Genomic DNA, 24,800 nt, shown 5'->3' on the forward strand with positions numbered 1-24,800 from the left:
TGGTCAAGTGGGGGTTACTGCGATTGCCCCACTTCACCAAGCAATGCAGCGTTCCCGCCTGACGCCGTTGTGTCGATGCAAATGTGACGCTCAGACAGGGCATGACCAGCATCCGGTTGGCCCGTGATCAGGGGTACAATCGCGCCATTGCGTTGCGCCAAAGCCTGATCAATAGCCTGCGCGGTTTGCGCATCCCCCCACCAGATCACACCGCCATAATCGGGTGCGTTGACCAGCGTTGTTGGAGCAATCTGCCCTTTGGCAAGAACCGCGTGGCCGCCCAAGGCCTCGACCGCTTTGGCCTGCGCCGCTGCTGCATCTGCGCCCGGACCCATGCACAAAATCGCATTGCTTTGATGTGTGCTTAGCCGGTTGGATTCGCCCGTCGGACCAGGCAGCGAGATTTCGTGCAGTGTTTTGGTTTCATGCGTCGCATCTGGCAGCGCGTTTTGCGCGTCGTCCCATTTTCCTGCCGCCCCTGCGGATTTCGGCACGCGGAAACGCAGTAAATAGTCCGGCCCACCTGCTTTTGGTCCCGTACCAGATAGCCTATTCCCACCAAACGGTTGACTGCCGACAATCGCGCCAATTTGGTTTCGGTTAACGTAAATGTTGCCAGCGCCAATGCGGTCAGACACATGCTGGACGCGGTCGTCGATGCGGGTGTGTAAACCAAAGGTCAGGCCGTAGCCGGTGGCGTTGATGTCATCGATTACCTGATCCAATTCACCGCTTTTGAAGGTCGCGATGTGCAGGACAGGGCCAAAGATTTCTTCCTTCATTTGTGCAATCCCGTCGACCTGGATCAAGGTTGGCGCGATGAATGTCCCGTCTTTCGGGCTTGGCAATTCGTGCAAAACACGGGCACGGTTTGCGTCGATGTGAGCGGCGATTTTAGCGTGGGCCGCGGCGTCAATAACGGGACCAACGTCGGTTGAAATATCCCAGGGTGCGCCGACCTCCAGCGCGTCCATTGCGCCTTTGAGCATCTCGATAAAGTGGTCTTTGATGTCCTCTTGGACGTACAGGCAACGCAAGGCAGAACACCGCTGACCTGCGGATTGAAACGCGCTCTCGACGATTGCGGCGATGGCCTGTTCGGGCAAGGCCGTGCTGTCGACGATCATGGCGTTCAGGCCGCCGGTTTCTGCGATCAGTGGCGTTGCAGGCGCGTGTGTTGCCAGCGCGCTGCGGATTTTTAACGCGGTGCCTGTCGATCCGGTAAAGGCCACGACATTCAGCGCGTTTTGGGCGGTCAACGCCGCGCCGACGTCGCCGCCGCCGGGCAACAATTGCAACACCTCGCGCGGCACACCGGCCTCGTGCAGCAATTGCACCGCGCGGAATGCCATCAAGGGGGTTTGTTCTGCGGGTTTGGACAGGACCGCGTTGCCCTGCGCCAAAGCGGCGGCCATTTGGCCTGAATAGATTGCCAGCGGAAAGTTCCATGGCGAGATGCACAAGGCAATGCCTGCGGCGGCGTCATCTGTCGCTTGAGCGGCATAGTAGCGCATAAAATCAACGGCTTCACGTAGTTCTGCGACGCAATCAAGTAGGGTTTTACCGGCCTCACGCGTCAGCAAGGCAAAGAGTTCACCATAGTTTTCTTCGTATAAATCCGCGGCCTTGTTCAGAATGCGCGCCCGATCTGATTGCGGAACATCCCAAAGCTTGGCCGCTTTGACCGCGTTTGCGACATCATCCATCGACGCGTTGTGCACCGCGCCAACGGTGTCGCTGTGATCCGCTGGGTTGCGCAGCGTTGTCTTTGGCGACGGGTTTGCCGTTACGGCCAGCAAAGGTGACGCCACCCATTGATGCGTCGCGAACGGCGCGCGGGCTGCGTCAATTGTGGTTAATGTCTGGGCGTGTCCAAGGTCAAATCCCTTGGAATTTGGACGTTCGGGCAAATACAAATCGGTGCCCTTGGCAATCTGTGGGGCAGGATTGGCCAACATCTCGAATGGATCAGCGGCGACAATTTCGGGGGCCACGTCTTCGTCGACGATTTGGTTCACAAAGCTAGAGTTGGCGCCGTTTTCCAACAAACGCCGCACCAGATAGGCCAGCAAATCACGGTGCGCGCCGACAGGCGCATAGATGCGGCAGCGGGTTGTGTTGGCCTTCATGACCATCACGTGCAGCGCCTCGCCCATGCCGTGCAAGCGCTGGAATTCGTAGGGTTGATCATCGGCTATGTGCAGGATCGCAGCAACCGTGTGGGCGTTGTGTGTGGCAAATTGCGGATAAATCCGGTCAGTCATGCCAAGCAGTTTACGAGCGTTGGAAATATAGCTGACATCGGTCTGTGCTTTTTGGGTAAAGACCGGAAATTCGTCCATGCCAAGGGTTTGCGCCAGCTTGATTTCAGTGTCCCAGTAGGCACCTTTGACAAGTCGCACCATGATTTTGCGGTCGTGGGTTTTGGCCATAGCGTAAAGCGTGTCGATGACGGTGCCTGCGCGAGGGCCATAGGCCTGCACAACCACACCAAAACCGTCCCAACCGGCCAGCGCGGGTTCCGACAGGACCTCGTTGATCACGTCCAGCGACAGGGCGAGGCGGTTCGCCTCTTCGGCGTCAACATTCAGGCCCATGCCTGCGGATTTTGCGAGCAACGCAAGCGAGCGCAGGCGCGGCGTCAGGTTGCGAATGACGTCGTCGCGTTTGGCCAATTCGTAGCGGGGGTAGAGGGCGGATAGTTTGACTGAAATGCCCGGATTTTCGCGGACGTCATCAGAATGGCAGGCTGTGGCGATGGCAGAAATCGCGCGCGAATAGCTGAGGTGGTAGCGCTTTGCATCGCGTTCTGTGCGCGCGGCCTCGCCCAGCATGTCGTAGGAATAGGTGAAGCCTTTGGCCTCCATTCCTGCCGCGCGTTTCATGGCACTGTTGATGTCTTCGCCCAGCACGAACTGTCGGCCCATTTCTTTCATGGCGCGACTGACGGCTGCGCGAATGACGGGCTCGCCCACACGTTTTAGCGCACCGTGTAAGTGACGGGCAGGGCCGGGGGCGTCGTCGTCCAGCACGCGGCCTGTCAACATCAACGCCCAGGTCGAGGCATTCACCAAAGAGGACGCGGATTTGCCCAAGTGCTTGCCCCAATCGGAGGGGGCGATCTTGTCTTCGATCAGCGCGTCAATGGTGTCTGCATCGGGTACGCGAAGCAACGCCTCGGCCAGACACATCAGCGCGACGCCTTCGTCGGTGGACAGGCCATATTCGGCAAGGAACACTTCCATCAGGCCAGGTGCGGCCGAGGTGCGAATGCTGTGGACCAGCTCAGCGGCGGCCTTGCTGATTTGGGCGCGGTCATCTGCGGACAAACCAGCCTGGGCCACAAGCTTGGCGATGATGGGCGCGTGATCCGCGTAGGTATCAGCGTCGATTGCGTCGAGGAAAGCGTTTGAAGTGAATTGGGTCATGATCATACCTTTGCGTTTGTTCCAGTATACTGGTAATAGCTCAGGACGTTTCGCTAATTTTTGGTTAAACTGTAGGTCAAAAAGTTATAAAGGTAGCAAATCACATGATTTTTGAACAATCTGGTTTGGATCGTTTTGACGCAGCGATTCTAGAGGTTTTGGCAGAGGATGGGCGGATCAGCGTGACGGATCTGGCGGGGCGCATCGGCCTGTCCAAATCCCCGACCCAAGCGCGGTTGCGACGTTTGGAAAGTTCAGGCGTGATTTTAGGGTACCGCGCAATGCTGGATCCGATCCGGTTGGGGCTGGATCACGTGGCATTCGTCGAAGTCAAATTGAACGACACCCGAGAGGCGGCGTTGCGCGCGTTTAACATCGCCGTGGCCAAGGTGCCGGAAATCGAGCAAGCCCACATGATTGCAAGCAGTTTTGACTATTTGCTAAAGGTGCGCACACGGGACATGGCCCGTTATCGTGCCTTCCTCGGAGAGACGATTTCAACGCTTCCGCACGTTGCCTCGACCTCGACCTATGTCGCGATGGAAGCGGTGAAAGAGACCGTTTTGGCGGAATCTTCTTGACCTAGGGCCGGATCGGGCCAACTTTCGTCTCATGCGTATTTTAATTGCCCTTTCTTTAGTGGCGGGGCCTGCGATGGCCCAAAGCACCACGAACATTTGCCCTGAACCTGCGGATCATTCCGCGGAACTGGACAGCTTGATCAGCGCTGCCCGTGATGCCAAAAACGAAGGCGTTGGCCGCGATGTGTCCGGAAAAATGTGGGAAGTGTGGCTGCGCGCCCCGAATGATCAAGCCCAAGAGGTGCTGGACCGCGGAATGCAACGCCGCAACAGCTATGATTTTGCCGGCGCTTTTAAAGACTTCGATAAATTGGCCGAATATTGCCCGACCTACGCCGAAGGGTTCAATCAACGGGCCTACATCCAGTATCTTCAGGGTAACTACGAGGGGGCATTGGTCGATCTTGACGCCGCTTTGGTGCTGTTGCCCAATCATGTGGCGGCGCAGTCCGGACGTGCGTTAACCTTGATGCAGCTGGGCAATCTGGATGCTGCCCGGGTGCAAATGCTTGAGGCATTGGAAAACAACCCGTGGCTGTCAGAGCGCGCATTGGTCGCAAAAGACGCGCCTTTGGGTCCAAAGGGCGAAGATATCTAACGAACCCTCTTGAGGGTGCCTAGCACTTTGCCTAGACACGTGGCTAAGGCCCCGTGCGGGCGTGATGGAATGGTAGACATACCAGACTTAAAATCTGTTGGGCCTTGTGCCCGTGTGGGTTCGAGTCCCACCGCCCGCACCATTTTTCCAAAACACCACGACTGCGCGCGAAGGCGTGAAAATTCTATCAGAGTATCTGATCATCGCGAGGTTGACCCGACCTGCCCTCAGGTGTCGATCGGCGGATTTTAGACAGGGTTTTGCAGTATTCTGCTGGTTCCAGGTTTCGCCCGAGTTTCGAATTGGTCGCGTGATCCCATTGGTTCGCCAGCCGTCTTGCCACTGTGCCAATATCTCATTCCGCGGATTGTGACATGCGGGTTCAAATCACTGTTTTCGGATCCATCTGCTGGCAATGCTTGCCAGCGGGGTGGTCGAGTTTTGCGAAAGAAAGAAAATACATGGAAGAAGATGACGTAGTCATTTCGGATAACAATGCGTACCTGATGGCGATGAGCGAAGGCAGCCGGATCGAAATCCACGCTGCTGACCGCGAAAAAGAAAGCTGGACCGAGCTGAGTGAAACGGCCGAAGCTGGCAGCAACGCGCTGAAAGTGACCGAGGCGACCGGATGGCAAGTTGGCGATCTAATCGCTATCGCCTCTACATCCGATGAATGGACCGAGTCCGAAGAATTCACCGTTTTGGATATTTCCGATGACGGCATGACCATCACGCTCGACAGCGAATTGACCTACAGCCACCAAGGCGAAACGGTGCTACGAAAACGGCCTGACCGGCGAAGACGCGCTGGAATGGGACGTTGAAATCCGCGCCGAAGTTGCGCTGTTGTCCCGAAATGTGACGATCCAAGGCGACGAAGACAGCGTCGATGCCGGCTATGGCGCACACACAATGGTCATGGACGGGGCCGAGCAATACATTGAAGGTGCTGAATATTACCGCGTCGGCCAAGTCGACGAACTGGGGCGTTACCCCGATCCACTGGCACATGCTGGGCGACGCAGAAGGGCAATACGTAGAAGGCGTGTCGGTCCACGATTCTTACCAAAAAGGTTCGACCATCCACGGGACCTCGAACATCCGCTACGAGGACAACGTCATCTACAACACGTCGGCCACGGCGTGTTTTTTGAGGACGGCAACCAGATTATCAACAACCTTGTGTTCAACACAATGGAATCTGAAACCGGCTTGCCGATTGCAACCGACGCAGAAAATGCCTCCAGCTATTGGATCGAAAACCCCAACAACGTGTTCATCGGTAACCACGCTGCCGGGTCTGAAAGCAACGGGTTCTGGATCATTCCCGCAGAAACGCCGCACGGGGATTCTGCAACCACGGATGTGGGCGATGCGGGCTTGCTCAGTGATCTGATCTTTATCGACAACGTCGGGCATTCGGCAGGCGAAGACGGCGACGAAGGTTCTGGGGGTACCGGCAAAATTTTGGGCATTGATGGTCAGGTGACCGACGATCTGGAATTTCGGCAAACAACCCTCGAGGCGGATTTTGCATCCATTGACGGATTTACGGCCTACGGTGACGAGGTCTGTTCCCTGACCCATGAAATGGTGTTTACGGACCTTGCGGTGATCGACGGTTCCTTTTTCGCAAGGCACGAGAATTACATCAAAAATGCAGTGTTTGATGGTACCACGGTGTCGTTGTATCGAGATGGCGGCAATCAGTATTCGGACGTCTATGCGACTGACGGGACACGGTTGCTTCACGGTGATAGCGACCATTTGAACACGGCAAATGCGTTTGACAACTTTACCATGGATGACGGCAGTTATCTGATCTTTTTCGATGATCTGGATGAGCAACAGGTCACGCTTGATCTGGATGGATCGCTGACCGGAATTGAGGGGCGTTCATCACGCCCGACGGCGAAGGGGCGCTGTTCAAGGCGTCACCTGATGCGGTTCAGATCGACGGAATTGCGGGCTATGTCAGCGAAAATACCATCGGTGCGACCGAAATCACGGCGCTGGACACGACCGGAACCGTCCGCGTTGTCCGCTCTGACGGCGAGGAAATCACCGACCTGCCGACATCGGTAGATCAATGGACTTCGGGCGACGGGCAATCGGACGCAAACTACGAGATTTTCACCTCGACAGGACTGGAACAGGACCTTTCCTATCTTCTCGATTTTGAGGACCTGCCCGAAGAATTGACCCTTAACCTGACCGGTGTTCGGACGGGCGAAAGCGCGGTCTACGAAGTGCCGGGCATTGCTGGCGATTTCACGGCGACGGATGGCGGCACCGAGGTTTTCAGCTATGACGCGTTGCTGAGCAGCGACACGTCGGCCTATTTTGATGACACAGACAGCGGCAGCGGTGTCATCCGTGTGGTCGCGGGCGACGCGGAAATTGACGAAGACCGTCCGGTCACCGATCTGCTGGCCGAGTACCGCGCCAGTGCGTCGATCACGCCGGGGATCACGGGCGACAACAACACCGTCGCCCATGGGTATTGTCTACCGATCTGCTCGACGCTGTAGAGGCCCAACCTGCCGCCACCATCGCGGACGCTGCTGCAGCACTTGAGGCCGAAGATGCTGCTGGCAACAGCGATTACGCGTTGGTGCGCTACGACTCCACGCCCGACACCACCGTGGTGACGGATGCGATGGCGCGGTGGTCTGATGCGTCAACCTGGGACACAGGGGTGCCCGGTGCCGACGACATCATCGTGATTGGCGAAGGCGAAACTGTCGTGTTTGACGAAACCACCACCGTCAAAGGCATCATCGTGAATGGCGGCGAGTTGATCATCGAAGACGGTGTCGACCTTACGCTTGGTTTGTGGTCGGATTACGTGCTGGTGATGAACGGCGGACTGTTTCAGGCTTGCACCGAAGACGATCCGCTGGACATTGATTTCACCCTCACACTTGAGGGGGATGATCCCGATTTCGACCTCGAGGTCAGCAGCATTCTGCGTGGTGAAGTCGACAATACAGTCAACGCCATGTCGACAGCGCTGATTGCTGACAGCGATGCCTCGGAAGAAACGGTTGTGTCTGACGATGTCGTTGCTGAGGAGGTTGCTGCGGTTGCAGAGACATCCAGCGACATCGAGACAACGGCGATTGATGATACGTCGGATGCCGACACGTTCCTGATGTACACTCAAGACAGCGAAACCAGCAGCTTTGATGACGCGGTTGATCAGGTCAAAATCGGCCTGCTGGATGCCTTCCAAAGCGTGGAAGATAACGTCGTTGATCTGGCGGCTTACGTCGCTGAGCTTAGCGGCAACGACTTTTCCGCGAACAGCTTTGTGTCTTAGTCGAAGACGCGTTGTTTGGCTGACTTTTGATGTTTCATCGTTGAAAAATAGGCCTTGGCATTTGGGATCATCCCGGTGCCAAGGCTGATCTTGTAAGTTTGACAAGGCATAGGCGTCTGTCGCCCTTACTCAGCGATGTCTTCGGCCCATAATTCTGGCTTTTCGTCGATAAACCGCTGCATCAATGCGATGCAATCAGCGTCATCGGCAATGATAACTTCGACCCCTTTGGAGCGCAGGAATTCTTCGTTGCCGCCAAAGTTCGTGTTTTCGCCGATCACCACGCGCGGAATGCCGAATTGGATGATCGTGCCGGTGCACATCATGCAAGGGCTGAGTGAGGTGTACAGGGTGGTGTCGCGGTAGGTCTTTTGACGGCCCGCTTTGCGCAATGCATCCATTTCGCCGTGTGCAATCGGATCGCCTTTTTGCACACGTTGGTTGCGTCCTTGCGCCACCACTTGGCCGCCTCGTGCGAGAACGGAACCGATGGGGCAGCCGCCTTCATCAAATCCGGCCTTGGCTTCATCGTAGGCAATGCGCAGCATCGTTGTGTCATCAGTGTTCATGTTTTTGGGTCCTGTAGAATGGGGCGGTCGTAGTACGGTAGCGTTTCAACTGTCGGCTGCCAAATGCCATCGCGTTGCAGGCTGTCCATGTGATCGGCGATGTCATCCAAGGTGGCAAACCAGACGTTCTTGTCCGCCCGCGTCTTGGCGATCCATGCCTCGACCAGTTTCCAGCGTGCAAGCCGGCCTGTCAGGAACGGGTGGATGATCAGCATGAAAAAGCCGCCGGCATCGTATTGCGCCTCGAATTCCTCCCAAAAGCCGGCCAACCCCTGCGAGGGCGAACGCACCGGCATCATGTAGCCGATTTCGTCAAAATGGGCAAAGGGTGGCCAATCGTCCGTGCCCCAATGTACGGGCATTTCATACAGCGATCCGGCGGTGGTTTTTAGCTGATACGGGATGTCATTCGCCATCATCGAACTGTCGTAGCGCATCCCGTGTTCTACCATTAAATCAACGACTTCTTGGGTGATGTTGTAGACCGGCGCGCGGTAGCCACGGGGTTTTTGCCCGCAGATGCGTTGATGGACATCCAAGGTCCGCTCGAACCATTCGCGTTGCTGGCCGCGGGTTTTGATCGGGTCTTCGTGCAGGTAGCCGTGATGGCCAATTTCGTGGCCATCTTTCAGGATTGCCTCAACGACGTTAGGATAGGTTTCCAGACACCAGCCGGGAATGAAAAACGACTGTTTTAATTCCAATCGGCGATAAGTATCGAGGATGCGGGGTAGGGCGACCATTGGCCCGTACCGACCCATTGAAATGGGGTAAAGGCGATCATGGCTGTCTTCGGGTTTGGCAATGTGGATCAGGCTGTCGGCATCCATGTCAAAGGTGATCGCAACTGCGCATTTGGCACCGTTCGGCCATGGAATAGGGTTACGGATCATTGCGTTAGCTTTGATTGAGCACGTGGGCACTTTGCGTGTCCCACGACAGCCAAATCGCGTCGCCACCTTTTAGATCAAAGCTCGAAAGCTCGCGCTCTTGCATTTGCACCTTAAACTCGTGGCCTTGCGCGTCTTCAAGAAACAGCGTGACCATCGATCCGACGAATTCCTCGGAAATCAGTTTGCATTGCACCGTGTTGTCACCGGTTGGCTGGTCCAACGCGATGTGCACCAAATCAGCCGAGATGACAAAACTGGCGTTTTCGCCGTCTTTCAGGGCGACCTCATTTACGGGTACGGTAAAATCGCCAGACGGCGTCGTGATGCGTGCGCTTGTCCTTGAAATCGTGGCAACTGTACCCGACAAGATGTTGTTTCGGCCCACAAATTCCGCAACGAATTGGTTTGCAGGCGCACGGTAAATGTCTTTGGGGGTGCCGATTTGAGCAATCTCGCCTTCGCCCATGATCACGACACGATCGGCCATTGCAAAGGCTTCGGATTGCGAATGGGTGACGTAGACGAACGTAATCCCCAATTCGCGTTGCAGATCGGTCAGGACGGCCTGCATGCGGATCACCAGATGCGCATCAAGCGCTGACAGCGGCTCATCCAGCAGCAAAATTTGCGGCTCCATCACCAAGGATCGCGCCAGCGCGACACGCTGTTTTTGACCACCAGACAGGGTTGAAATATCGCGGTCAGCGAAGTCCAGAATGCCCATCTTGTCCAACCACTTTAACGCGCGTTGTTTGCGTTCGGTTTTGTCGACGCCGCGCATTTTCAAGCCGAATTCGACGTTCTCACGTGCACTTAGAAACGGGAACAAGGCGAGCGATTGCCAAACCAGCGGCGTGTCACGTTCGTGCGGGCGTACGTCGTTCATCACCTGACCGCCGAGGCGAATTTCGCCGCTGGTGGGGGTTTCTAACCCTGCAAGCATGCGCAAAGTTGTGGTTTTACCGCAGCCCGACGGCCCCATGATTGCCAAAAATTCACCTTCGCGAATTTCGAAATCCAGCTCTTTGACGGCGACGAATTTATCGAAGTGTTTTTGAACTTTGTCAAATATTACAAGTGGTTCGCTCATGGTCGGGTACTTTTCATTTGGCGGCTGACAAAGAAGATTTGCGCAAGCACGACGAGGGTCATTGAGATGAGGAACACGAATGTGCCGATGGCGTTGACCTGTGGGTCGATGTTGCCTTGCACGATTTCCAGAATGATCACGGGCAGCGTTTTGTTCAGGCCCGAGACGAACCAGGACACCGCAAATTCATCGAATGATACGGCCGCCGTCAGGAACAGGCCCGAATAGATTGCCGGCATGCAAAACGGGATGATCACATGGCGCATCGTGGCCCATTCAGAGCCACCAAGGTTCCACGCCGCCGCCTCTAGATCGGGATCCATCTGGTTCAGACGCAGACGGATCACGGCCATTGCAAATGGCGCCGTAAGCACAGAGTGGGCGATGATAATCGAATAGATTTGCCCCGACATCCCGATCTTGGAAAACCACGCCAGCATCGCTAAGGCCATGATAATCAAAGGAATGGTTGGCGGCAGCAGGATCAGCGCGAGGTACGGACCTTTGAAACGGAAATTATAGCGATAATCAGAGTAGGCGGTGCAAAACCCCAGGAAGGTCGCGATTACAGCCGTTGATGTCGAAACGATCAGACTGTTTAGCGCAGCCTCCCAAACGTCAGGATCAGCAAAGATTTTAGCGTACCATTGGGTCGTGAAACTGCCCAGCGGGATCGTCGGAAACCGTTGCGAGTTGAACGAGAAAATCAGACTAAAGATGATCGGCGCAAACACAAACGCAAAGATCAGCGCCACATAGATGCCGAGGATCACATTCAGGGTGCGGTTGGCCTTCATTTCGCGCCCTTCCGTTTGCGATAGGCCAGCGCGATGCCACCGAATGCGATCGCAAACAGCGTGCCCATCATCATGATCGCAACCACGGCGGCGCGGGGCCATTGTTGGCCTGACTTTGTGGTGTCCAGGATCAGGATTGGTAGCGTCGGTTCTTGGGATCCGCCCAGATAAAACGGGGCCACAAAATCGCCAAACGACAGGATAAAACAAAAGATCGCAGCGATGATCAGGCCGGTTTTTGACAGCGGGATGATGACTTGCCAAATGGTTGCCAATGGTTTGCAGCCAAGGTTGCGCGCCGCCTCGATCAAGGTCTTGTCGATGTTGGCCATCGTTACCGTTTGCAAAATTACCACCAGCGGCAACGTCAGCGTCATGTACCCGACCAGCGTGCCGAAATTGGTGTTCAGCATCGTGTAAGGGCCAAGCCCAATATTGCCCAACAGCGCGTTCAAAACTCCGCTTTCCGACAGGATCACAAACCATGAAAACGTGCGCACCAGATAGCTGGTGAAGAACGGGATGATCAGCAGGAAGATCGCCCAGCGACGCGTCGCCTCGCTTGCCCGGAAGGCCAGTGCAAAGGCCGCAGGAAAGGCGATGCACATGGCGCAGACCGTAGAGACGGCCGCGATGAAAACCGTGTACCAATAGCTGTCCCAGAAATATCCACGCGACAGCATTTTGGTCCAGTTGACGAACTCGAATGCCTCGGTCATTCGATAGTTTTTAACCAGGAAAAATGACATCGCGACCATGAACAAGACCGGTCCGACAAAGAACACGAATTGCCAGACAATGATCGGCAGGCGCCACGTCAGCGCGTATAAGTTGATGTTTCGGCCAGATTTGTTGGGCATGAAATCGCTGAGGTCCTTTGTGCAAACGGGCGACCAAAAACCGCCCGTTTGGATGTTCTAAACCGATCAGGCGTTTTTGTATTCCGACCAGAAATCGTTCCAGTCTTCTAGCGATTGCTGCTGTGGGATATCGCGGTAATGGATGCGCCCGTCGTTGATCAACGCGATCGGATCGTTGGCCATGCCCTCGATCTGATGCGAACGTTTTGCTTCTTTCGGATCGGCTTCGATCAAGGCAGCACGCCCGCCTTTGGTGACGCAGAACCCCGGATAAGCGGCCATTTGCGCCGATTTCACCTGACCGGCAGGGGACAGCATGTACTGGATAAAGTTCTTTACCAAATCAGCCTTTTCACTGCCTTTGCCGACCGAATAGCTTTCGGTGAACTGGATGCCACCCTCTTTGGGGATGGTCGATGCCACGGGCGCGCCGTCTTTTTCCAGAACGCCGGTGATCCAGTCGCCGATGCCGACCATTGCTTGCATTTCGCCGTTTTTCAGACCGTTGAATGTGCCGCCGTAATCAAAGAATCCACCAACCTGTTTGCGCAGTCCAAGCGTGGTGTCCTGCACCGCGCCCCATTTGTCATCATCGATGTCCCAAAGATTTGCGCCATTGCCGTTGTACAGGCTCATCATGCCCAGCGTCGGCAGGTGCCAATCAAAGTGGCCGACCTTGCCTTCGAGTTCCGGCTTCCAGAAGCAAGAATAGCTTTGCGCCTCTTCTTCGGTGACGGAATTTTTGTTGTAAGACACGCCCAAATGCCCGCCACGCACCATCATCGAATAGAGCTTGCCGTCAGACCAGTGGCCGGGAAACTGCGTGAAATCTTCGTGCAGCATGTCGTCCAGCGGATAATCGGCAGCCTCCAGCGGCTCGATGTAACCGGCAAGGTTCAGTTGCTGCACAAATTCGGCATCCGACAGAATAATGTCGTAGGTGCCGGGGGGGGACTGTGCGATCAGCGCTAGCATGTTGTCGCCGCCAGCGTAATATTTGGGGACGAATTTGACATTGTTGGCGGCCTCGTATTCGGCAACCACGTCGGCCTCGCCGTGACCGTACCACGCCAGCATGTTGATTTCTGTCGTCGCGGCCCACGCACGGCTCACAAAGGGCATAGTAAGTGCCGCGGCACCGCCCACTCTTAACAGATGGCGACGCGTCGGTTTTCCCAGAATGTCTGTATGCGGCGATTTGATCATTTTCATCTCCCAGATGTTGGCCCCTGACTTAAAGGCAGAGCATTTTTTGGCGTTTCTGAATCATTGGTTTCAGCACCTATTAGTTTGAAAGCTATTGCAAGAGGCACCTTATGGGAAATTTATCGTTCGTATGCTTTCATAACGGTTTCTTATGTAAGTGCCTGTTTAAGCGTCGCTTCGATTTCATTCACGATGTGATGCCCGCTCTGATCCAAACGGGTTTGTCGGTAAAACAGACCGATATGGAGGGGGTCTAGTTCGGGCAAACCGGTGTCTGGTGACAGCCTTTGCAGCGCTGACAACATGGTCGGTCCGGTCAGGCACGACACCCCCAATCCGTCCAACACAGCCTGCTGAATACTTGCGATGCCGGGGCTGGAAAATGCAATTCGCCAACGCCGCTTTGCGTGCTTTAGCGCCTCGGTCATCCGGTCCCGATAGATGCACCCGTAGGGGTGGGCGATAAGCGGCAATTCTTCTGCGTCCCGAAAGGTCAGGCCTTTTGCCGCCACCCAAACCGGTTTTTCCAGCCAGCTTCGGTGCAAGAATTGCTGATCCCCACCGGGATACAAACCGACAGCAATATCAAGTTCGTCTTTGCGCAAAGCGTCAATTAAATTCCGTGACAGGTCGCAGCGGATTTCCGTTTTGATGTTCGGATTTTGCTGCACAATCCCCGTCAAACAAGTCTGCAACATGCGCACGCCGTAATCGACAGGTAGCCCGATCCGCAGGGTGCTGTCCTTGGTGTCGCGATCAAATTGACTGACCGCGAGATCATTCAGGCGCAGGATCTGGCGCGCATGGCCGATCAAGGTCTCGCCCCGTTCCGTCAGCGAAACGCCGCGCCCTTTTCGCAAGACCAAAGGTTGCCCGACCAAGTCCTCGAGGCGTTTCATTTGCAGGCTGATGGCGGGCTGTGTGCGCCCCAGCAACATGGCGGCATGGGTGTAACTTTCGACTTCGATCACGGTGACGAAGGTGCGCAAAAGCTCTGTCGGTAAATTTAGCTGGACCACATTGCTTCCATTATCATTCCATATCTCTTCATTAGGAGTATAAATTTTTGTTATCTGAAAATCTAACCTAATCTGCAGTCATGAACAGAAATGACTTCCACAAATTGTTTAAGACGCCCGGGCCTGTCGTGTTGCCGGTCATTCATGTGCTCGACAGCGCGCGGACTCGCCAAAATGTCGAAACCTTGCTTGAGGCAGGTGCACAGGGGTGTTTCCTGATCAACCACGACTTTGCGCCAGAGCAGTTTCTGCCGATCATTCGTGACACGCGGGCCGCATTCCCATCGCTTTGGATGGCGGTGAACTTTCTGGCGGTCACGGGAAAGGACGCGTTTCCTATTCTTGGCCAGCTGCAATCCGAGGGCTGTCAGGTCGATGCCTACTGGGCCGATGACGCATGCATCGACGAGGACGGCGCGAACAGTGAGGCCAAGGCCATCGCGCAGGCCCGCATCGACACCGGCTGGGACGGGCTGTATTTTGGCGGAACCGCATTCAAAAAACAGCGCGAAGTTGACCCAAGCCGCTACGGCGATGCGGCCCGCGAATCCTGCCCGTTCATGGACGTGATCACCACATCCGGCGTTGCAACGGGCCAGGAAGCCGACCTTGGAAAAATCGAAACATTTCGCGCGGCCATCGGGGATCGCCCCATGGCGCTTGCCTCGGGGATTTCGCCGGAAAACGCGCAGGCCTACGCGGATGTCGACTGTTTCATGGTCGCAACCGGTATCAATAAACCGGATAACTTTTACGACATTGATGCGGGTCGCTTGGCCGAATTGATGTCTATCACACGCACTTTAGCCAAAGGAATTCCATCATGACCACAGCAAACAAAGGCCCGCGCGATGATCGTTGGTACCTGAACATTATGGCTCCGAACACGAAGGGCGATAAATTTGCATGGCTTGATCCGACGTCCATCTACATCAACGCCGAGGCGTTTAACGACTTGCTGGATGATCTGCTGGAGGATTTGAAAGACGTCGAATGTGACGTCGTCGCGGGGCTTGATGCGATGGGTTTTGTTTTGGGTGCGGCCATCGCGGCGCGTTGCGGAGTTGGTTTCTTGCCGATCCGCAAGGCCGGTAAACTGTGTGTTGATACGGATAAAGTGTCGTTTGGAAACTATTCGGGTCGCACGCAGGACATGGAAATGCGTCTGCCTGCGTTTGCCCCGGGCACGCGTGTTTTGCTGGTTGATCAATGGGTTGAAACGGGCGGTACGATGGATGGCTCAGTTCGTCTGGTCGAACGTCAAAAAGGTGTCGTCGCCGGCATGGTTGCTGTCGCCATCGAAGAAAACGAACGCACCAACGGGTACCGCGCGACCTATCCTTGCGTGTCGGCCGTTGTTCCAGGATCGCGTTGGCAAACCGAATGCAACAGCCAGACTTTGTCCAGCTTTGATACCTACAATCCAGAGTCTGCATTTCCGCAAACCAAACGATAGCCGCAATCCTAAGGTGCAGGCGCTCTGGGCTTTAATGTCTTTCCAGGATCGCGCGTCTGCACACTTTTGGTCGTTTTTTGTGCCAAATTAGCTGCTCTGCTCGTGCCTAGATGGCAGGCGGCCCTGCTGGGCAGTCAATGAAATACCCCCAACCGCCATTCGCCAGTTTCTTGGCAACTTCGGTTGATTGCCCTTGGGCCATGACATTGCCGCCTGCATCCTTAATGCTCCAGTTGGCTTGCAACAGGGCTGTGTCGCCGTTGATCGTTTCGCTGGTCACGCTCGATTCCAAAATCGGGCGCAAAGGAATGAAATCCTGAAAGGCAGCCCGCGCGCCATCGAGACCCAAAGCAGGGGGCGCACCGGCAGGGAAAAAGATCTGACATTCAGGGTGAAACATCGACACGACCCCCTCAAGATCCCCATCCCTCAGGTACCCGGCAACACAGGTCGCGATGTCGCTTGGCTTTGCGGCGATTTTCATGCTCATTCGTTCATTCCTTTGACCAAGCGTTGTTGTCCATGTCGATGACCATTTTCCATGACCCATCCGCGTGGCGACGGTAGCCTAGCAGCAAACGACCTGAACCGCCGCTCTTTTGGCCGTCCTTTTTTGACGTCACTTCGACGGTGAAATGGCCCATAACGACGGCAAAATCGCCATAGATTGCCAAATGCTCTGTGGTGAAGCCCGATTTGAACGTCGCGGCAGCAATGCGCGGCGCGTATTTGTCGCGGATGTGGTCCGGTCCGATCGCGGTGGGCGTCTTTTCGTTGGCGGTGATACACTCGGGGTCGCACGTGTCGAGCATGCCTTGCAAATCACCTGCATCGAGGCTGGTAAGCCATTTTTCGACAACGGCTTGGACGTCAATTTTGTCTTGGTCAGTCATGGTACAACCTTTCAGAGGTGGTGTTGATTTGAATGCGGCGTGGGGCTGTGCGGGGATGCATCGTGAAAGATCCAACGCAGGGTTGTGGCTTGTGGCGTGAACCGCACTTGCGTCACGTCGATCTGTAGAAGGCGAAGCGCCTTTGGGTATTTTGCGATCTCAACCGGATCGTCGATCAGACGCGTAATACCGTTCAGATGCGTTGTGTCGCCGGTTTGAAAATCGATGAACAGCAGTGCGGCGGTAGGGTTCAGTTGCAGATTGCCAAACGTATTGAACAGGTTGTTGCCGAAATAATCCGGCAAGGTCAGCGTGTTGCCATCAACCTTTACAAAACCAGGCAGACCACTGCGCGTTGACATGTCTGCGCCGTCGTATTGGGCACCAGTGCCGCCATCGAAAAAGCTCGCGATCAGGAACATGTCGGCCGCGCGGACCGTTTTGCGGTTTTGATCGCTCAGGGCGTTTCGGGTTTGCGGCGGTGCTGGGTTCAAGTGCGAATAGGGCTGGGTAAGGGTCCTGACATTTGTGTATTTCGGGCAATTTCCATAACTTTGCGTGACGCGAATATCGATGTGATCCGATGTCACCGACGCGATGCGTCCATGCATCCGGTTGCGCCTGCGATTTGACATATCAATGCCAACAACACCGATCATGGCTCCGGGTTTCAAGTCGCCCAAATGCGCCAAAACATCCGAAGAAATCGCGCCGATGCGCAGGGTTTGCGTGTCCGGTGTGTTTAGGAACCCCTTCGCGCCAGAGATCATCGTGGCCCGCAACGTTCCGGCGGGATCAACGGCGCTGACAAACAGATATTCCAAACCAGCGTAGAATTCCCGGTGCTGGTCAATCAGATGATCTTTCATCAAAACCTTGCTGAACTGCTCTGTGCGTTCACGGCTGCCGACCTGCTGCTGAAGCCGGGCCTCGCCGGTGTGGTAAAATTCTGACTGTAGGTCGGTCATTGGAACGCTCCTAAGGCATCATTGTCCGTCCTCTTTAACTAGGTGAAGTTGTTCGTTAGGATTACCCGTGAATGGGCGAACACTTTGATCGGAAAACCGTACAATGCAGCGCAACCAACTCAGCGACATGTCAATCTTTGTCGAGGTCGCGCGGGCCAACGGATTTCGCGCAGCGGCAGACAATCTGAAACTGGGGGCAGGGTCGGTAAGTGAGGCCGTACAACGGTTCGAAGACCGATTGGGTGTGCGATTGTTCGACCGCACCACGCGCAAGATTGCCCTGACGGCGATTGGTCAAAAACTGTACGACCGCAGCCTGCCAGCGATCCAAGATCTTGAAAATGCCGTGCGTGATCTAAACGAAACCCGAGGCACGATCAGCGGCACGCTAAAGCTAAGCGCCCCGCGCAGCAGCGGTCCGTTTTTTCTGGACAAGCTGCTGTGTGAATACGCCGCCAAATACCCCGCTGTCGAAATCGAGATTATTTACGATGACCGCAAAGTTGATCTGGTGACCTCTGGTGTTGACGCTGCTGTTCGCTTTGAGCACCTGTTGGAAAAAGACACTCATGCAGCGCCTATCGGGCCGGATCAAAAGATCTGCATTGTCGCGGCCCCTACGTACCTAGAGCGCAAAGGCGTGCCGCAATCCCCGGATGAATTGGTGAATTACGACGGCATATTTTTTGCCTTTGGTGATGCCAGTCAGGTGGTGCCCTGGAGCTTTCAGGGAGCAGAAGGCCCATATTCAGTCAGACCGATACGCCGGATTGTGGTCAACGACATCAACGCCATGTTGCAATATGCGCGGGCAGGGATGGGCCTGGCCTACACGTATGCTGAATCAGCAGAACCGTTTACGAAAGTCGGCGACCTGATAACTGTTCTGGACGGACAAATCCCAAACCAGCCGCGCCATACGATCAATTACCTAAGCAAACGGCACATGCCGCCGCGGCTGCGTGCGTTTATCGATCTGGCAAAGCGGATGACTTAGGAGATCTTCTGGCCAGCAATCTTGCGACTGACGTTGAATACGGAATGCGACATTTATTGCGCAATCGAATTGGCTACTGCTCTGGCATGACTTGCCATCCGCGACCCGCTGCGATCTGCAACGTGATCCACGTATTGGCTAAATCTTGGACCGAGGCGGCAAGCGACAATTGGGCGTCGGCATTGGAACGCTCGGCGTCCAATAGATCCAACAGAGAAATTGTTCCGGCCTGATAGGTCGATGTCGACAGTTCAAGCACGCGATTGTAGGAACCGACAGCCGCGCGGCGGGCTTCGGTTTCGCGTTGCAAGCGCAGGTAACCGGTCTGCGCGGTCTGTACCTCTTGGATCGCGGTTAGAACGGTGCTGCGCCACGTCAATTCTGCTTGTTTTGCGACCGATATTTGCTGATCTCGAACTGCGCGCAACGCGGTTTGGTTCAGGATGGGCAAGGACAGCGTCGGGCCAAAGCTCCAGCTTGATGGATCAGAGGCCGTCACCGAGCCGTCCAGATCTAGCGAGGGGTACAAATCGGCGGTTGCCACCCCGACGGCGGCAGTGGCGGCGGCGAGATCGCGTTCTGCTGAAATCACATCCGGCCGATTGCGCAGAACGTCGGCAGGAACACCCGCAGCCGCGCTGCCCTTTGGTCGTGGCTGTGGTGAGCCGCGTTCTAACGCCTTGGTAATCGGGCCCGCAGGTTCGCCCAAGAGGGTCGCAATCCCGTAGGTGGCCGCATAAAATCCAGTCTCCAGGGCGGGCAAATTGGCCAGTGCCTCGTTCAGCAGCGCCTCAGCGTTTGCATAATCCAGCTCTGACACAACGCCCAATTCCTGTTGCTGACGTGTCAGCGTTACGGTTTCGCGTCGTGTTGCAATGCTTTGGCGGGTCAGCGCGATGGCCTCTTGGTAATAACGAGCATCGATGTAGTTGCCGACCAGTGACGCGAGCAGTGCCAATTGTGCCGTGCCCACATCTGAAACTGCGCCGTCCAATTCGGCCGCGGCCTGTTCTTGATCACGGCGCGCACCACCAAAGATGTCAAAGACATAGTTTGCTGCCAAAGTTCCGCTGTTGGCCGTCGATGAACTGTTGCTGCCTGTTCCGCTCTTGGTTGATGACACCGACCCGGTGCCGCTGACTTGCGAGGCCTGTCCCGTGGCGCGCAATGCGGCGGCGGCCTGATTGATCCGTTCGTTTGCGGTGCGCACATCCAGGTTTTGTGCCCGACCACGCGCCACCAGTTGATTAAGCTGGCTATCGCCGAAATTCAGCCACCACTGATCGGCGGCCATTTGACCTTTGCTGAGCGCGTCACCATCGACAAACCGCACTGGCGTGTCGATGGCAGGCGTTTGATAATCCGGGCCGACGGCGGCGCACCCTGTCATGAGCAGCGTCAGGATCAGGGCCGTGGATGTGGCGTTTTTCAAACTGTAACCTCTTGTACAAACATGGTGGGTAGATGTGTTGGTGATCAGATCAAGCTGCCAATTCAGCCTCTAATTTTTGCATTTCTTCGGCTTGTGGATTGGAAAATCCAGCGAGTAATTTGTACACAACCGGTGTCACAAACAGTGTCGCGATGGTCGCAAGACCCAAGCCCCCGACGATCACCCAACCTAGCGAGACACGCGCCTCAGCGCCCGCGCCAGTGGACAGAACCAGCGGCACGCCGCCCAGCACCGTGGACACCATCGTCATCATGACCGGACGCAGCCGTCGCAATGCGGCCTGTTCTGCAGCGTCGCTGACCGACATCCCTTGGTCGCGCAACTGGTTGGCAAATTCGACAATCAGGATGCCGTTTTTGGCCATGATCCCGACCAGCAGCACCAGACCGATCTGGCTGTAGACATTCAGGCTGATGCCGGTGAACGCCAATGCAAAAACCGCGCATGCGAGCCCAAGCGGGACTGTCCCCACAATGATCAAACTGCTTAGGAAGCTTTCGAATTGGGCGGCCAGAACCAGTATGACGATCACGATGGCAAAGCCAAACACGATGCCAAGGCCGCTGGATGTTTCATCCAAAGTTGCCGCTTCTGACAAGGGGATTACCCCGGAACCCGGCGGCAAAAGCGGGGCCGCCGCAGCTTGCAATCGTTCGATCCCATCACGCAAAGCCAGCGTGTCTGACAGCTCGGCGGTGATCACAATGGCGCGCAATTGTTCTTCGCGATCTAGCGATGGGGCCACGGCCTGTTCCTGGATCGACACAATAGATGACAACGGCACGATCCGGTCGTCCGACGCCATCAAAAAGATGTTTTCAAGGTCGGTCGGATCATCAACTGGATTGGAGGTCGAAATCAGTTTGACCGGAATGGCGTCGCCGTCAACAAAGACATCGCCGACTTCGTCACCATCCAGAAAGGCCTGCATTGCGCTCGATAGATCCGAAATCGCAATGCCCAGATCGTCAGCGCGTTCGCGATCAATAGAGATCATGATCTGCGGCTGTGTGGTTTCATACGACAGCTGGATGCGGCCCATCTCCTGATCTTTTTCCAGTTCGGTTTTTAGCGCATTCGCCGCCTCTGAAAGATCGGCGTAATTCGTGCCGGTTATGGCCATGCGCAGCCCTTCTCCGCCGCCCCTGATCCCAAGTGAATTGGGCTGGATCACAAAGGCGCGCACGCCGTTTACACCTGAAATCAGCCGATTCATTTCGGCGACAATCTCGGCTTGGCCACGGTCGCGTTCATTCCACGGTGCAAGGGTCATGACCATGAAACCTTCGTTACTGCCACCGCGTCCGGCGATGGAAAAGATGTATTCGACCTCACCTGCGTCGCGAAACGGCTGCAAAAGCGTTTCGATCTGAAGCTGCTGAGTTTCGGTGTACGCAAGGCTGACGCCCTCGGGCGCGTTGATGCGCAACAACGCAAGGGCGCGATCTTCGGGCGGGGTCAGTTCTTCGTCGAGGGTGCCGTAGGTCACAAAGGCAACGCTTGCGAACAAAAACGCGATTGTTAGCACGACAACCGGTGCGGCAAGGGAGGCACGCAACAGACCGGCATACAGACGGCTGGCCATGGTTCCAAAACGTGTGATGAACCCGATCGATTGATCGGTGCTGCCGTTCGGTTTGCTGGACAACAATCGCGAGGCCAGCATCGGGCAAAGCGACAGTGCAACAAACGACGAAATGGTCACTGCCATGGCAAGCACGTAGCCGAATTCGCGAAACAACCCGCCTGATGTGCCAGGCAAAAACGACAGCGGCACAAAGACCGCCGCCAACGTGGCGGTGGTGGTGATGACCGCAAAAAACACCTCGCGGGTGCCGCGCACCGCAGCCGCCCGCACAGGCACCCCGGCATCGCGTTTGTTGACGATGTTTTCCAAAACAACAATTGCGTCATCAACCACCATGCCGGTCGCCAAGACCAGCGCCAGCAAGGTGATGATGTTGATGGAAAAACCGGCCAGCCAAATGCCGCCAATGGTGCCGACCAAGGCCACAGGCAGGGTCAACGCGGGGATCAGTGTCGCGCGGACATTCAGCAAAAAGATGTAGATCACACCGACCACGATCGCGATGGCAAGGCCCATTGACTTGAGCACTTCGGTGATTGCGCCGTTGATGAATGTCGCATCGTCGCTGGTCACATCGATGTTAACGCCGTCGGGCAGGATGTCGCGCATGCCCTCGACAACAGCGTGCACATCTTCTGAAATGCTAAGCGTGTTGGACCCCGCTTGCCGGATGATGCCCAGCCCAAGCCCGGTTTTTCCGTTGGCCCGCAGCGCGGATGTGCCTGCATCCGGGCCCAGACTGACAACCGCAATGTCGCCCAATCTGACATTATCGGTGATGATCAGCCGCTCGAATTCTTCAGTCGTTTTCAGGCCCGCCGTTGCGCGCACGGTGAAATCCTGCGCGCTGCTTTCGAGCGACCCGGCAGGCACGTCGAGGGCCACATCATCCAGAGCAGTTGTGAGATCGGCAACCGTCAAGCCGCGCGTGGCAAGCTGGTTTTGGTCGATGTCGATCAGAAACATGCGTTCGCGGTCGCCAAATGTTTCGACATCGGCAACCCCTTGGACGGCGGCAAATTTGTCTACAATTTCGTCATCGACAAAATCGGTCAACACGTCGATTTCCATGGTCTCGGACGTCACAGCAAGGCGCATGATCGGTTCTGAGTCTGCGTCCGCTTTGATCACCGTCGGGTCGTCATCGATGTCATCAGGAAGGTCGCCGGTGATCCGGCTGATTTCGTCGCGCATGTCGGAGGCTGCGACATCCAGATCGGTGCTGGTCGAGAATTCTACAGTGACCTGACTTGCTTCGTACGAAGAGGACGACGACATCGATTTGACGCCGGACACTTGGGCCGCGGCGGATTCCACGACCGTGGTGATTTCCTGATCCATCGTTTCAGAGGACGCACCGGTGTAGGAGGTCGAGATCGTGATCGTGGGGCTGTCGACTTCGGGCAACTCGCGGATCGCGACACCGGAAATTGCGGCCAACCCGCCGACGAGGATCAGCAGATTGACGACAATTGCTAGAACCGGACGGCGCACAAACAGCGCAGTCATGTCTGACATATTGGCAGCCGAAGGGGAGGACGGGGCGATGGCAGTGCGCTGTGACATCACGTCAGCCTTCTATTTCCGAGGGGGCGACCTGGATTGGTGCGGCACGCGCGTCATCTGCGTCCACGACATCGTCGTTTGGCGCGCCGGCATCTTCGACTGTCACGGCGGCACCATCACGCACGTTGAGGACGCCTTCGGTGATCACCAACGCGCCTTCGGTAATGTCTGCCTCAAGCAACACAGCATCTGCGTTGCGCTGCACAATGCGCGCGGGGGTGCGTTGGGCCGCCCCGTCGGAAATCATCCAGACATAGGACCCGTCAGCGTCCCATTGCACAGCAAGAGGCGGCACCGCGGGGTAGGTTTCGCCGTCAAACGACATTGAAATTGCAAATGACATTCCCGGGCGCAACACATCGTCAGGATTGTCGATCAAGGCCCGCACCTGCAGTGTCCTGCTATCGGTTTCCACCCGGCTGCCAGTTGCGCTGACTTTGCCTGCGAAATTTTGACCCGGTAGTGCCAGCGGCGAGGCTTTGACGGATTGTCCGATCGCCACTGTGCCAACAAGCCGTTCTGGTACCCAAAAATCCACAACAACCTGTGTGCGGTCATCGATCAGCGCGATCTCGGTTTCTGCGGTCACGTAATCGCCAATTTCGACCGGAACGATCCCGACAACACCGTCGATGAGGGCAACAATTGAGCGTTGTTCCAGCGCGACCTCTGCTTCGCGCAGCGCGAGGGCTGCGTCATCCTGAGCAGCGCGCAGTGTATCCAGTTCGATCTGCGAGGCAGCGTTAGATTGGCTCAGACCTTCGTAGCGGGCGTATTCGGCTTGCGCCGATTTAAGCGCGACAGCCGCACGATCCCGCGTGATTTCTTCGGTGTCCGCGTTCATCTGGGCAAGCAAATCACCGGCCTGAACCAGATCACCGGATTGGATGGCAACCTGCCTGAGCACCCCAGCCTCAAGCGGGACAACGGACACGGACCTAAGCGCTTCGCTAGATCCGACCGCCTGCACTTTGGTGCTGATTGCGCCCGTGAACACCGATGCCGTTGTGACAACCGCGGCGCGTGGCCCACCGCCACCGCGCGCGGCACCCGCAGGCCCTGTTGCATCCGCGTCATCGCGTTTTGCGATCATGGTCAGAAGGGGTTGCGGGACGCCCAAGCTGTCCAGAACAGTGTGGGACACCGGATAATAACGGGCCGCAGCAATCGTGGCGCAGGCCACCAAAACAAGCGTCAGTCCAATTTGTCGTTTCAGGTTCATCGTTGCATCCGTTGACTAGCGCTATGGACAGCCGCGTGTGTGGCGGCCTAATTTAAACATCGGTGATCCAAAGCCGTCAGGCGTCCTCGCTCGGAGTTTTTCCTCACGCTTTGGTACGATTGTTTTACGCTGCAGCGCCGCATTACCGTCGCAAATTATTTTGGATGCGCTGTTTCTTGCGAGTCGACCTATCAACTGTGCGAAACTTTATGCGCGCGCTTTCCAATCAAAGATGCAAAGTTTACGATCATGCCACGCGTCTTGTTGATCCAATGAACAGCAGAAATTGCG

General features: G+C 56.0%; 23 protein-coding genes and 1 tRNA gene. 10 read left to right on the forward strand and 14 right to left on the reverse strand.

Going from position 1 to position 24,800, the window contains the following annotated elements; all coding sequences use genetic code 11:
* Positions 1-14: 14 nt before the first annotated feature.
* Entirely contained in the window at positions 15-3,428 is a 3,414-nt protein-coding gene (putA, locus tag ACFIO0_RS02150; protein ID WP_390913152.1) for a bifunctional proline dehydrogenase/L-glutamate gamma-semialdehyde dehydrogenase PutA, read from the reverse strand.
* A 104-nt stretch (positions 3,429-3,532) separates the two neighbouring features.
* Here putA and ACFIO0_RS02155 point away from each other — a divergent pair, with 104 nt between their 5' ends.
* The 7 genes from ACFIO0_RS02155 to ACFIO0_RS02185 all read left to right on the forward strand — a co-directional run bounded on the left by ACFIO0_RS02155 (position 3,533) and on the right by ACFIO0_RS02185 (position 7,932).
* Positions 3,533-4,009, forward strand: a complete 477-nt coding sequence (locus tag ACFIO0_RS02155) for an Lrp/AsnC ligand binding domain-containing protein (RefSeq protein WP_390913154.1) — start codon at positions 3,533-3,535, stop codon at positions 4,007-4,009.
* A gap of 31 nt (positions 4,010-4,040) precedes the next feature.
* Positions 4,041-4,607 carry a tetratricopeptide repeat protein gene (locus tag ACFIO0_RS02160; protein ID WP_390913156.1) on the forward strand — a complete coding sequence of 189 codons (567 nt, stop codon included), beginning with the start codon at positions 4,041-4,043 and terminating at the stop codon, positions 4,605-4,607.
* A gap of 55 nt (positions 4,608-4,662) precedes the next feature.
* Positions 4,663-4,749: transfer RNA gene (locus tag ACFIO0_RS02165), tRNA-Leu, on the forward strand.
* A 319-nt stretch (positions 4,750-5,068) separates the two neighbouring features.
* The gene (locus ACFIO0_RS02170; RefSeq protein WP_390913157.1) at positions 5,069-5,434 is read left to right on the forward strand and encodes a hypothetical protein; all 366 of its coding nucleotides are present in this window, start codon (positions 5,069-5,071) and stop codon (positions 5,432-5,434) included.
* Between the two features lie 22 nt (positions 5,435-5,456).
* Entirely contained in the window at positions 5,457-6,695 is a 1,239-nt protein-coding gene (locus tag ACFIO0_RS02175; RefSeq protein WP_390913159.1) for a hypothetical protein, read from the forward strand.
* 113 nt (positions 6,696-6,808) lie between these two features.
* On the forward strand, positions 6,809-7,141 hold the full coding sequence (locus ACFIO0_RS02180) for a hypothetical protein (RefSeq protein WP_390913161.1): 333 nt from the start codon (positions 6,809-6,811) through the stop codon (positions 7,139-7,141).
* Positions 7,114-7,932 carry a G8 domain-containing protein gene (locus ACFIO0_RS02185; RefSeq protein ID WP_390913163.1) on the forward strand — a complete coding sequence of 273 codons (819 nt, stop codon included), beginning with the start codon at positions 7,114-7,116 and terminating at the stop codon, positions 7,930-7,932. Before ACFIO0_RS02180 ends, ACFIO0_RS02185 begins: the two co-directional genes overlap by 28 nt.
* A gap of 125 nt (positions 7,933-8,057) precedes the next feature.
* Here ACFIO0_RS02185 and ACFIO0_RS02190 read toward each other — a convergent pair whose 3' ends face one another.
* The 7 genes from ACFIO0_RS02190 to ACFIO0_RS02220 form a co-directional block, all read right to left on the reverse strand.
* Positions 8,058-8,501, reverse strand: coding sequence for a deaminase (locus ACFIO0_RS02190; RefSeq protein WP_390913165.1), 444 nt, complete (start codon positions 8,499-8,501; stop codon positions 8,058-8,060).
* On the reverse strand, positions 8,498-9,394 hold the full coding sequence (locus ACFIO0_RS02195) for a polysaccharide deacetylase family protein (protein ID WP_390913167.1): 897 nt from the start codon (positions 9,392-9,394) through the stop codon (positions 8,498-8,500). The genes ACFIO0_RS02190 and ACFIO0_RS02195 overlap by 4 nt, the downstream gene beginning before the upstream one ends.
* A 4-nt stretch (positions 9,395-9,398) precedes the next feature.
* On the reverse strand, positions 9,399-10,484 hold the full coding sequence (locus tag ACFIO0_RS02200) for an ATP-binding cassette domain-containing protein (RefSeq protein WP_390913168.1): 1,086 nt from the start codon (positions 10,482-10,484) through the stop codon (positions 9,399-9,401).
* The gene (locus tag ACFIO0_RS02205) at positions 10,481-11,281 is read right to left on the reverse strand and encodes an ABC transporter permease subunit (RefSeq protein WP_390913169.1); all 801 of its coding nucleotides are present in this window, start codon (positions 11,279-11,281) and stop codon (positions 10,481-10,483) included. Before ACFIO0_RS02205 ends, ACFIO0_RS02200 begins: the two co-directional genes overlap by 4 nt.
* A complete protein-coding gene (locus ACFIO0_RS02210; RefSeq protein ID WP_390913170.1) occupies positions 11,278-12,141 on the reverse strand; it encodes an ABC transporter permease subunit in 864 nt (287 codons plus the stop codon). Before ACFIO0_RS02210 ends, ACFIO0_RS02205 begins: the two co-directional genes overlap by 4 nt.
* Positions 12,142-12,207: 66 nt before the next feature.
* Positions 12,208-13,347, reverse strand: coding sequence for an extracellular solute-binding protein (locus ACFIO0_RS02215; protein WP_390913172.1), 1,140 nt, complete (start codon positions 13,345-13,347; stop codon positions 12,208-12,210).
* Positions 13,348-13,496: 149 nt separating this feature from the next.
* Complete coding sequence (locus tag ACFIO0_RS02220; protein WP_390913174.1) at positions 13,497-14,366, reverse strand: LysR substrate-binding domain-containing protein; 870 nt, start codon at positions 14,364-14,366, stop codon at positions 13,497-13,499.
* A gap of 104 nt (positions 14,367-14,470) precedes the next feature.
* Here ACFIO0_RS02220 and ACFIO0_RS02225 point away from each other — a divergent pair, with 104 nt between their 5' ends.
* Entirely contained in the window at positions 14,471-15,193 is a 723-nt protein-coding gene (locus tag ACFIO0_RS02225; protein WP_390913176.1) for an adenine phosphoribosyltransferase, read from the forward strand.
* Positions 15,190-15,822, forward strand: a complete 633-nt coding sequence (locus ACFIO0_RS02230) for a phosphoribosyltransferase family protein (protein ID WP_390913178.1) — start codon at positions 15,190-15,192, stop codon at positions 15,820-15,822. Before ACFIO0_RS02225 ends, ACFIO0_RS02230 begins: the two co-directional genes overlap by 4 nt.
* A 106-nt stretch (positions 15,823-15,928) precedes the next feature.
* Here the strand turns inward: ACFIO0_RS02230 and ACFIO0_RS02235 are convergent, their stop codons facing one another.
* The 3 genes from ACFIO0_RS02235 to ACFIO0_RS02245 are packed head-to-tail and all read right to left on the reverse strand — an operon-like array spanning position 15,929 to position 17,683.
* Positions 15,929-16,312 carry a nuclear transport factor 2 family protein gene (locus ACFIO0_RS02235; RefSeq protein ID WP_390913180.1) on the reverse strand — a complete coding sequence of 128 codons (384 nt, stop codon included), beginning with the start codon at positions 16,310-16,312 and terminating at the stop codon, positions 15,929-15,931.
* Positions 16,313-16,316: 4 nt separating this feature from the next.
* Positions 16,317-16,715, reverse strand: a complete 399-nt coding sequence (locus tag ACFIO0_RS02240) for a DUF4440 domain-containing protein (protein ID WP_390913182.1) — start codon at positions 16,713-16,715, stop codon at positions 16,317-16,319.
* 11 nt (positions 16,716-16,726) lie between these two features.
* Entirely contained in the window at positions 16,727-17,683 is a 957-nt protein-coding gene (locus ACFIO0_RS02245; protein ID WP_390913184.1) for a pyridoxamine 5'-phosphate oxidase family protein, read from the reverse strand.
* 103 nt (positions 17,684-17,786) lie between these two features.
* Here ACFIO0_RS02245 and ACFIO0_RS02250 point away from each other — a divergent pair, with 103 nt between their 5' ends.
* Positions 17,787-18,680: a LysR substrate-binding domain-containing protein gene (locus ACFIO0_RS02250; protein ID WP_390913186.1), complete on the forward strand. Its 894-nt coding sequence runs from the start codon at positions 17,787-17,789 to the stop codon at positions 18,678-18,680.
* A gap of 73 nt (positions 18,681-18,753) precedes the next feature.
* On the opposite strand, the gene ACFIO0_RS02255 is transcribed toward ACFIO0_RS02250, so the two are convergent.
* Genes ACFIO0_RS02255 through ACFIO0_RS02265 form a run of 3 tightly spaced genes read right to left on the reverse strand, consistent with a single transcriptional unit; the run spans position 18,754 to position 24,509 of the window.
* A complete protein-coding gene (locus ACFIO0_RS02255) occupies positions 18,754-20,112 on the reverse strand; it encodes an efflux transporter outer membrane subunit (RefSeq protein ID WP_390913188.1) in 1,359 nt (452 codons plus the stop codon).
* A 49-nt stretch (positions 20,113-20,161) separates the two neighbouring features.
* Complete coding sequence (locus ACFIO0_RS02260; protein WP_390913190.1) at positions 20,162-23,287, reverse strand: efflux RND transporter permease subunit; 3,126 nt, start codon at positions 23,285-23,287, stop codon at positions 20,162-20,164.
* Positions 23,288-23,291: 4 nt separating this feature from the next.
* Positions 23,292-24,509: an efflux RND transporter periplasmic adaptor subunit gene (locus tag ACFIO0_RS02265; RefSeq protein WP_390913192.1), complete on the reverse strand. Its 1,218-nt coding sequence runs from the start codon at positions 24,507-24,509 to the stop codon at positions 23,292-23,294.
* Positions 24,510-24,800: the final 291 nt, after the last annotated feature.

This window comes from Pseudosulfitobacter sp. SM2401 (genome assembly GCF_042932805.1).
Lineage (GTDB): Bacteria > Pseudomonadota > Alphaproteobacteria > Rhodobacterales > Rhodobacteraceae > Ascidiaceihabitans.

Coding starts and splice junctions, on each gene's coding strand:
- putA (WP_390913152.1), bottom strand. CDS start 3,428: ATGACCCAATTCACTTCAAACGCTTTCCTCGACGCAATCGACGCTGAT.
- ACFIO0_RS02155 (WP_390913154.1), top strand. CDS start 3,533: ATGATTTTTGAACAATCTGGTTTGGATCGTTTTGACGCAGCGATTCTA.
- ACFIO0_RS02160 (WP_390913156.1), top strand. CDS start 4,041: ATGCGTATTTTAATTGCCCTTTCTTTAGTGGCGGGGCCTGCGATGGCC.
- ACFIO0_RS02170 (WP_390913157.1), top strand. CDS start 5,069: ATGGAAGAAGATGACGTAGTCATTTCGGATAACAATGCGTACCTGATG.
- ACFIO0_RS02190 (WP_390913165.1), bottom strand. CDS start 8,501: ATGAACACTGATGACACAACGATGCTGCGCATTGCCTACGATGAAGCC.
- ACFIO0_RS02195 (WP_390913167.1), bottom strand. CDS start 9,394: ATGATCCGTAACCCTATTCCATGGCCGAACGGTGCCAAATGCGCAGTT.
- ACFIO0_RS02200 (WP_390913168.1), bottom strand. CDS start 10,484: ATGAGCGAACCACTTGTAATATTTGACAAAGTTCAAAAACACTTCGAT.
- ACFIO0_RS02205 (WP_390913169.1), bottom strand. CDS start 11,281: ATGAAGGCCAACCGCACCCTGAATGTGATCCTCGGCATCTATGTGGCG.
- ACFIO0_RS02210 (WP_390913170.1), bottom strand. CDS start 12,141: ATGCCCAACAAATCTGGCCGAAACATCAACTTATACGCGCTGACGTGG.
- ACFIO0_RS02215 (WP_390913172.1), bottom strand. CDS start 13,347: ATGATCAAATCGCCGCATACAGACATTCTGGGAAAACCGACGCGTCGC.
- ACFIO0_RS02230 (WP_390913178.1), top strand. CDS start 15,190: ATGACCACAGCAAACAAAGGCCCGCGCGATGATCGTTGGTACCTGAAC.
- ACFIO0_RS02235 (WP_390913180.1), bottom strand. CDS start 16,312: ATGAGCATGAAAATCGCCGCAAAGCCAAGCGACATCGCGACCTGTGTT.
- ACFIO0_RS02240 (WP_390913182.1), bottom strand. CDS start 16,715: ATGACTGACCAAGACAAAATTGACGTCCAAGCCGTTGTCGAAAAATGG.
- ACFIO0_RS02245 (WP_390913184.1), bottom strand. CDS start 17,683: ATGACCGACCTACAGTCAGAATTTTACCACACCGGCGAGGCCCGGCTT.
- ACFIO0_RS02250 (WP_390913186.1), top strand. CDS start 17,787: ATGCAGCGCAACCAACTCAGCGACATGTCAATCTTTGTCGAGGTCGCG.
- ACFIO0_RS02260 (WP_390913190.1), bottom strand. CDS start 23,287: ATGTCACAGCGCACTGCCATCGCCCCGTCCTCCCCTTCGGCTGCCAAT.
- ACFIO0_RS02265 (WP_390913192.1), bottom strand. CDS start 24,509: ATGAACCTGAAACGACAAATTGGACTGACGCTTGTTTTGGTGGCCTGC.